Source organism: Actinomycetospora sp. (assembly GCF_055612215.1).
In genome coordinates this window covers 1-7,209 of the sequence record NZ_JBVPVA010000820.1, presented here as the reverse complement: position 1 = coordinate 7,209, position 7,209 = coordinate 1, and the positions used below count along the sequence as shown (strand labels likewise).

Genomic DNA, 7,209 nt, shown 5'->3' with positions numbered 1-7,209 from the left:
CGCTGACCGGGGCGCGAACTACATCGGTGTCATTCGTCCCCAGTGTGGACGGAGTCTGTGGACAACCCTGACGACGCCGTCCCCGTCGTCCCCCGGCGGTGGGCCGCCCCGGTCCCCGCGGTCGTCCTCGGCCTGCTCGGGGCGGTCGCCCTGCTGGCGTGGGTGGTGCTGGGCGCACGCACCGGGAGCCTCGACCCGGCGGGCCGACTGCTGCTCGGGGTGGCCGGGGTGGTCGTCGGCGCCGCGGCGCTCGTCGGGCTCCGGGCCCGTCCGCGGCTCGCCGCCGACGACGACGCGCTGGTCCTGCGCGGCCCGCTGGCCACCCGGCGGTGGCCGTGGGCCCGCGTCGACGCCGTGCGGGTCGTGCGGATGCGCCGCCTCGGGCTGCCGGCGGCCTACCTCGAGATCGACGCGCGCGACGACGACGGCGGCGAGCGCCTGCTCGTCCTCGGCCGCCTGGAGCTGGGCACGGACCCCGCCGACGTCGCCGAGGCGCTGCAGGCCCACCGGGCGGACGTCGGCCGGGGCCGACCACGGGCCGGGCCGACGTCGGGCTCAGGCGCCCCGGCGGCAGGCGGTGGCCGTGTCGCAGACGATCGACCCGAAGGACAGGTCGCGCAGCACGATCGCGACGAGCAGGACGGCGACGACGGCCCCGGCGACGACGAGGCCCGCGGCCGGCCGTGACCGCGCCGGGCCGTGCACCATCCCGGCGGCCACGACGACGCCGACCACCAGCCCGCCGAGGTGGCCCAGCAGCGAGATGCCCGGCACGGTCAGCGAGAGCACGACGTTGAGGCCGACGATGACGAGCGCCGAGGTCATCGGCAGCTGCATCCGGCGCAGCAGCACGAGCAGCGCACCCATGAGGCCGAAGATCGCGCCGGAGGCGCCCGCCACCTCCCCGCCCGGGGCGCCGAAGAGCATGACCGCGGTCGACCCGCCCAGCAGCGAGACGCCGTAGAGCACCGAGAAGCGCAGCCGGCCGAGCACGAGCTCGACGTCCCGGCCGATGAACCACAGCGCGATCATGTTGAACACCAGGTGCAGCAGCCCGATGTGCAGGAAGCCCGACGTCACGAGCCGCCACCAGCCGCCACCGGCGACCTGGACGGGCGCGAGCGCCGCGGCGGCGAACACCGACCCCGAGGCGTTGTCGGCCACGCTGCCCGCGTCGAGGACCGTCAGCACGAAGACCGCGACGTTGACCGCGATGAGGGTGGGGACGACGACCGGTGTGCTCGGCCGCACCCGGGCCCGCGGCGTGCTGCGCGCCCCCGCCGAGACGCAGTCGACGCACTGCATCCCGACCGGCGCCTCGCGCAGGCACTGCGGGCAGGCCGGGCGATCGCAGCGGGTGCAGCGCAGCCCGGTGGGCCGGTCGGGATGACGGACGCAGACGTGGGTCTCCGCCTCGGGCGGGCCGCCCGCGGGAACGCTCATGCCCCCATTGTCCGGGCCGTCCGGTGACGGCGGGGTCGGATCCCGGCTACCGGCCGGAGACCTCGACGCTCTCGATCACGATGTCGGACACCGGGCGGTCGCCCGGGCCCGTCGGGGCGGCGGCGATGGCGTCGACGACGTCGCGCGAGGCCTGGTCGGCCACCTCGCCGAAGATGGTGTGCTTGCGGTTGAGCCACGTGGTCGGCGCGACCGTGATGAAGAACTGCGACCCGTTGGTCCCGGGCCCCGCGTTGGCCATGGCGAGCAGGTAGGGCCGGTCGAAGCGCAGGTCCGGGTGGAACTCGTCGGCGAACTTGTAGCCCGGCCCACCCCGACCCGTTCCGGTGGGATCCCCGGTCTGGAGCATGAACCCGGCGATGACCCGGTGGAAGATGGTGCCGTCGTAGAACGGCCCGCTCGAGGAACCCTTCGCGTTCGGCTCGCTGTACTGGCCCTCGCCCGTCGCCAGGCCGACGAAGTTCGCCACGGTCTTGGGCGCCTGGTCGGGGAAGAGGTTGACGGTGATGTCGCCGTTCGAGGTGTGCAGCGTCGCGGTCGGCCCGCTCTCGGGATTCGTCACGGGCGTCATCGTGCCACCGACGGCCCCGCGGGTGTGACGCACCGGCGGGTCGGGCACTTGCAGGGCAAGGGGATGGCGGCATGATGAGCCGCCACCGAGGAGTGAGGTGTCGCCGTTGAGCAGCAAGACCGTGATCGGTGCCAGGTCGGACCTGGACGATCTGCGCAAGGAGGGCCGCCGCGCCCGCAAGAAGGCGGCCAAGCACGCGGAGAAGGCTGCCGCCCAGGCACGCAAGGACCGTGAGAAGGCCCGCAAGCAGGGCGCGAAGAAGCGCGCCGAGGTCCGCAGGGACGTGCGCCAGGCCGCCGAGGACGCCCGCCAGCGCGTGCTCGAGGCCCGCAAGGAGGCCCGTAAGCGCGCCCAGGAGGCGCAGGGCGAGGCCCGCAAGCGGGCCGAGGAGGTGCGTGCCGAGGGGCGCAAACGCGCCAACCAGGCGGCCAAGCAGGCCCGCAAGCAGGCCCGCCAGCAGGCGAAGTCGTACGCGAAGGACGCCCGCAAGGCGCTCGAGTCCTCGTCGGTGCCGACCAGCGCCAAGGAGGCCCGCAAGCTCCTCGAGGCCTCGCCGCTGCCGAGCAGCGTCGACGAGCTGCGCGAGCTCGGCGGGCAGTACGCGAAGGACGCGCGCAAGGCCCTCGAGTCCTCGTCGGTGCCGACCAGCACCAAGGAGGCCCGCAAGGCCCTCGAGTCCTCGCCGCTGCCGAGCAGCGTCGGCGAGCTGCGCGACCTCGGTGACTCCGTCCGCGGCTCGCTCGAGGGCGGGCTGACCGGGGTCCGCAAGGACCTCGCGGCCCGCATCGAACCGCAGGAGACCAAGCGCCGTCGCTGGGGCCTGTGGATCGTCCTGGCCGTCCTCGGCGCCGGTATCGCGATCGTCGCGACACGCAAGGCGCCCGAGCTCCCGCCGCCGCCCCCGCCGGCACCGCGGCCGAAGCCGGCCCCCACGACGGCGGCCACCCCGTCGCCGAGCACGCCGGCCGCCGCGGCCGGTGCGGTGCCGGACCCGGAGGAGCCGGGCGGAATCGTTCCCCCCTCGTCGCCCACCGACTCGGTCTCGCCGAGCCCGAGCACGAACGGCACGGCCGGCAGCAACAAGCCGGCGGGCGGCGCCCAGAGCTGACGCCACACTCCCGGTCCCCTCGCGCGGCCGGTCCTGGACGCCCCGTGCGTCCGGGACCGGCCGCGCGTGCGTCCGGGGTCCTCACGACCCCGGGCGCAGCGGCCCCGCGCCGAGGAGTCCGCGCAGCCGGTCACCGACCCCGGTGCCGGGGTCGGTGACGACGTCGTCCGGGCGTCCGGCGACCACCGCCGCCACCCCGGCCGCGCCGGCGCTGCCCGGGCGCAGGTAGCCGGTGTGGCCCCGGGAGCCCGTGGTGGCGAGGCGGTGCACCCCGCGGGCGGCGCTCGGGTCACCGCCGAACCAGCCCGTGTCGGCGATCGGGTCACCGCGGGCCTCGCCGACCCACACGTGGCCGGGCCGGTCCGGGAACGGGGTGACCCCGGGCGACCCGAGCAGCACGACGTCGTCCACGGCGGGCGCCGCCGGCAGGGCCCGGGCGAGGGTGAGCGTGCCGTAGGAGTGGCCGATCGCCGTGAGGTGCACCGGGGCGGGCCGCGCCGCGTCGACGCCGGTGAGGAACGACGCGAGCCGGTCGGCGGCGTCCCTCGCCGGGCGCGTGCCGAGGACCGATCGCGCCGGGTCGGCGACCCCCGACCACTGCGGGGCCGCGTAGTCGTACCAGGCGACCACGGCGGTGCCCGGCCCCGCGCGGGCCGCCAGCGCGTCGAGCTCGGCGACCCGGCCGGGGAGGTCCTCCGGGCGGGCGGTGAAGCCGGGGACGAACACCCCGACGTGACCCGCGTGGTCGACGTCCCCGACGGCCACCGCCGCGCGGCCGCTCGCCGGGTCGAGGTCGAGCAGCTCGTGCCCCGGCCCGGCGCTCGCGGCGTCCACGGCGGCGAGGCGGCCGAGCCGGGCGCGCACCGCGGCGAGCCGGTCCTCGAGGTCCTGCAGGTCCCCGAACCCGGCGACGTGGTCGCGGGCGGCGTCGAGCGCCGCCTCCTCGCCCCGGGCCCCGTCGCGGGCCGCCGCCAGCCGCCGCCGGTTCGCCCGGTCCCGGTCGGCCGCCGGGACGCCGTCGAGCCCGCCGACGAGCTCGGGGCGCTCCGCGGTCAGCCGGCCCCGCTCCGCGGCGTCCAGCCCGGCCCACCAGTGCGCGACGGAGGCGGGGGCCGGCCCGTCGACGGGGGCGCCGGCGGCGGCCGGACCCGGCCGGGCGGCCGCGAGGAGCGCCGCAGTGAGACGCGCGTCCTGCACCGGGTCCAGCGTCGGCCGGTCGGTGTCGGCGGTACCCGCGGTGTGCGCCAGGTCGGCCAGCACCGCCGTGAGCCGTCGGGCCCGGTCGAGGAGCCCGCCGCCGCGCTCCAGGAGCCGGGACCCCGCCGTCCGGGCCGCCTCCGCGGCGGGCCCGGACCAGTCGGAGGGGATTCCTCCGGGCCCCGAGGCCCCGAACACCGACTGCTCCCAGGCCGCGACCGCCGCACCGACCGAGTGCGCCACCTCCGCCAGCGGGCCGGTCACCGCGGGCTCCCGGCGAGGAGACCGGCCACGGCCGCGTCGGCGGCGTCGGCACCGGCCGCGGTGCCCCGGAGCGCCCCGTCGAGCGCGCGGGCCCCGGCCACCCAGCGGGCCGTCTCGTCCTCCCAGTGCGCCGCCAGGGCCGCGGCGGCCGGACCGGCCCGCGTGCCCGGCAGCGTCGCGGCCAGGGCCCGCAGACCCGCCACCAGCGCGCGGCCGGCCTCCTGCGCCGCGTCGGCCGCCCGTGCGGTCTCCGACGCCGCCCGGCGCAGCTCCGCCGGGTCGAGGGCGAACCCCGCCGTCTCGTCGCTCACGCGGGATGGACGCGGCGGCGGCCCGCGACGAAACCCGGGGCGCACCGGCCCTGGGGACAACCGGGCCCGGGCTGCCGGTGGGGACGGATCGCTCGGCCGGACGGCCCCCGAACCGTCGTCGTGGTTCACTGCGCCGGGTGGCCCCCCGCCCCAGCCGCGCCGAGCTCGAGGCCGCCCGGGAGAAGCTGCTCCCCGACGTCCTGCCCGGCCCCGGCGACCCACCGCTGCGCGTGCTCTTCAGCGGCATCAACCCGGGCCTGGTCTCCGCGTACACCGGCCACCACTTCGCCCGCCCCGGCAACCGGTTCTGGCCCGCCCTGCACGCCGGCGGGTTCACCCCGCGGGTGTTCGCCCCGGCCGAGCAGCACCTGCTGCCGGCCCTCGGGCTCGGCATCACGAACGTCGCCCCCCGCGCGACCGCCCGGGCCGACGAGCTCTCCGACGACGAGCTCGTCGCGGGCGGCGAGCGGCTGCGCGCCCAGGTGCGCACGTACCGGCCGCGGTGGCTCGCCGTGGTCGGGATCGTCGCCTACCGGGTGGCCTTCGCGGACCGCGCCGCCGTCGTCGGACCCCAGCACCGGACGGTCGACGACACCGCGATCTGGGTCCTGCCGAACCCGAGCGGGCTCAACGCCCACTACACCCCGGCGACCCTGGCCGAGGCCTTCGCGCAGCTGCACGCGGCGGCCACCGATTCGATCAGTTGACCATGGTGTGGGTCACATGCAACGGTCCCTCTGCCCCGTGTCGGCGGGGCGTGGTGGACGGCGAGGAGGCCTGACGTGGCGAGCGGAGACATCAAGGTCAGCGTGCTGGACTGCGGGGCGATGACTGCGGACCTGACGTGGCTGCTGCTGAAGCCGGGGCGGTCCATCCGCCCCCGCCAGCAGCGCGACGAGCCGACCGAGTGGGCAACCGTCCCCACGCACTGCGTCCTCGTCGAGACGCCCGACGGCACCATCCTCTGGGACACCAGCTGCCCCCGGGACTGGGAGGAGCGCTGGGGCCCGACGGGCCTGCAGGACTTCTTCCCCTACGAGAAGGTCAGCGAGGACGAGTACCTCGACTCGCGTCTCAAGCAGCTGGGCATCGGCGTCAACCAGATCGACTACGTCGTGCTCAGCCACCTCCACTTCGACCACTGCGGCAACGCCGACCTGTTCAAGGACTCCTCGGCCAAGCTGATCTGCAGCGAGAAGGAGAAGGAGTTCGCCTTCGGGTTCGACGGCCTGTTCACCGGCGCCCACCTCAAGACCGACTACGAGGACCTGAACTGGGACACCGTCTCCGGTGACACCGAGTTCCTCCCCGGCGTCACGCTGCTCGAGACCCCCGGCCACACCCCCGGCACGATGTCGATGCAGGTCGACCTGCCCGACACCGGCACGATGATCTTCACGTCCGACGCCGTGTACATGGGCGAGAGCTACGGCCCGCCGACCACGCCGGCCGCCATCGTCAACGACATGGGCCAGTTCTACGCGTCGGTGGAGAAGATCCGCGGCATCGCCGAGCGCACCGACGCCACCGTCGTCTTCGGCCACGACGCCGAGCAGATCAAGCAGCTCAAGCTCGCCTCGCAGGGCGCGTACTACACGTGAGTGGTCCGCGGTCCGCAGCAGCCGCCGAGAAGGGAGCCGGGCCACGATGAGCGCCGGACCAGAAGTGCCCACCGAGGAGAGCGTCTTCACCTGGGGCGCACCGCCCCTGAAGTTCGGGGCGGGGGCGGCCGACGAGATCGGCTTCGACCTCTCCCAGTACGGGGCGAAGCGCATCCTCCTGATCACCGACCCGGGCATGCAGCAGACCGGCCTGCCCGACCGGATCGCCGACAACATCCGCCGGTACGACATGACCGTCGAGATCTTCGACGGCGTGCACGTCGAGCCGACCGACGACTCGATGAACAAGGCCATCGGCTACGCGACCGAGCAGGGGCCGTGGGACGGGTTCGTCGCCGTCGGCGGCGGCTCGGCCATCGACACCGCGAAGGCCGTCAACCTGCTCACCACGCACCCCGGTGAGCTGATGGACTACGTCAACGCACCTGTCGGCGCCGGCAAACCACCGTCGCGCCCGCTGCTGCCGCTCGTGGCCGTTCCCACCACCACAGGCACCGGCGCGGAGAGCACGACCATCTGCGTGATGGACGTCCTGGCGCAGCGCGTCAAGACCGGCATCAGCCACCAGCGGCTGCGGCCGACCCTTGCCGTCGTCGACCCGGTCCTCACGATGACCCAGCCAGCCGGTGTCACCGCTTCGGCGGGGATGGACATCCTGTGCCACGCCCTGGAGAG

At 75.6% G+C, this 7,209-nt stretch carries 8 protein-coding genes and 1 pseudogene; 5 read left to right on the top strand and 4 right to left on the bottom strand.

Annotation, left to right across the window (positions count from 1 at the left end; genetic code table 11):
• Positions 1-42: 42 nt before the first annotated feature.
• Positions 43-498, top strand: a pseudogene (locus tag AC0CYZ_RS22405) (PH domain-containing protein); the annotation flags it as partial.
• A 57-nt stretch (positions 499-555) separates the two neighbouring features.
• On the opposite strand, the gene AC0CYZ_RS22400 reads toward AC0CYZ_RS22405, so the two are convergent.
• Positions 556-1,443, bottom strand: a complete 888-nt coding sequence (locus tag AC0CYZ_RS22400) for a rhomboid family intramembrane serine protease (protein ID WP_472219407.1) — start codon at positions 1,441-1,443, stop codon at positions 556-558.
• A 46-nt stretch (positions 1,444-1,489) separates the two neighbouring features.
• The gene (locus AC0CYZ_RS22395; protein WP_472219405.1) at positions 1,490-2,032 is read right to left on the bottom strand and encodes a peptidylprolyl isomerase; all 543 of its coding nucleotides are present in this window, start codon (positions 2,030-2,032) and stop codon (positions 1,490-1,492) included.
• Between the two features lie 106 nt (positions 2,033-2,138).
• Between AC0CYZ_RS22395 and AC0CYZ_RS22390 the strand changes: the two genes are divergently transcribed.
• Positions 2,139-3,140 (top strand): hypothetical protein, encoded by a 1,002-nt coding sequence (locus tag AC0CYZ_RS22390; protein WP_472219403.1) that lies wholly within the window; start codon positions 2,139-2,141, stop codon positions 3,138-3,140.
• Between the two features lie 81 nt (positions 3,141-3,221).
• On the opposite strand, the gene AC0CYZ_RS22385 is transcribed toward AC0CYZ_RS22390, so the two are convergent.
• Both AC0CYZ_RS22385 and AC0CYZ_RS22380 read right to left on the bottom strand, forming a co-directional pair.
• The gene (locus AC0CYZ_RS22385) at positions 3,222-4,601 is read right to left on the bottom strand and encodes an alpha/beta hydrolase (RefSeq protein ID WP_472219401.1); all 1,380 of its coding nucleotides are present in this window, start codon (positions 4,599-4,601) and stop codon (positions 3,222-3,224) included.
• A complete protein-coding gene (locus AC0CYZ_RS22380) occupies positions 4,598-4,912 on the bottom strand; it encodes a hypothetical protein (RefSeq protein WP_472219399.1) in 315 nt (104 codons plus the stop codon). Before AC0CYZ_RS22380 ends, AC0CYZ_RS22385 begins: the two co-directional genes overlap by 4 nt.
• Positions 4,913-5,049: 137 nt before the next feature.
• Between AC0CYZ_RS22380 and mug the strand changes: the two genes are divergently transcribed.
• From mug to AC0CYZ_RS22365, 3 genes are all read left to right on the top strand, one after another.
• Entirely contained in the window at positions 5,050-5,619 is a 570-nt protein-coding gene (gene mug, locus AC0CYZ_RS22375; protein WP_472219397.1) for a G/U mismatch-specific DNA glycosylase, read from the top strand.
• Between the two features lie 75 nt (positions 5,620-5,694).
• The gene (locus AC0CYZ_RS22370; RefSeq protein WP_472219395.1) at positions 5,695-6,513 is read left to right on the top strand and encodes an N-acyl homoserine lactonase family protein; all 819 of its coding nucleotides are present in this window, start codon (positions 5,695-5,697) and stop codon (positions 6,511-6,513) included.
• A 46-nt stretch (positions 6,514-6,559) separates the two neighbouring features.
• The coding region (locus AC0CYZ_RS22365) for an iron-containing alcohol dehydrogenase (protein ID WP_472219393.1) at positions 6,560-7,209 on the top strand (650 nt) is incomplete at its 3' end.

What these genes read in the sequence shown, in the direction of transcription:
- AC0CYZ_RS22400 (WP_472219407.1), bottom strand. Translation starts at nt 1,443, where the DNA reads ATGAGCGTTCCCGCGGGCGGCCCGCCCGAGGCGGAGACCCACGTCTGC.
- AC0CYZ_RS22395 (WP_472219405.1), bottom strand. Translation starts at nt 2,032, where the DNA reads ATGACGCCCGTGACGAATCCCGAGAGCGGGCCGACCGCGACGCTGCAC.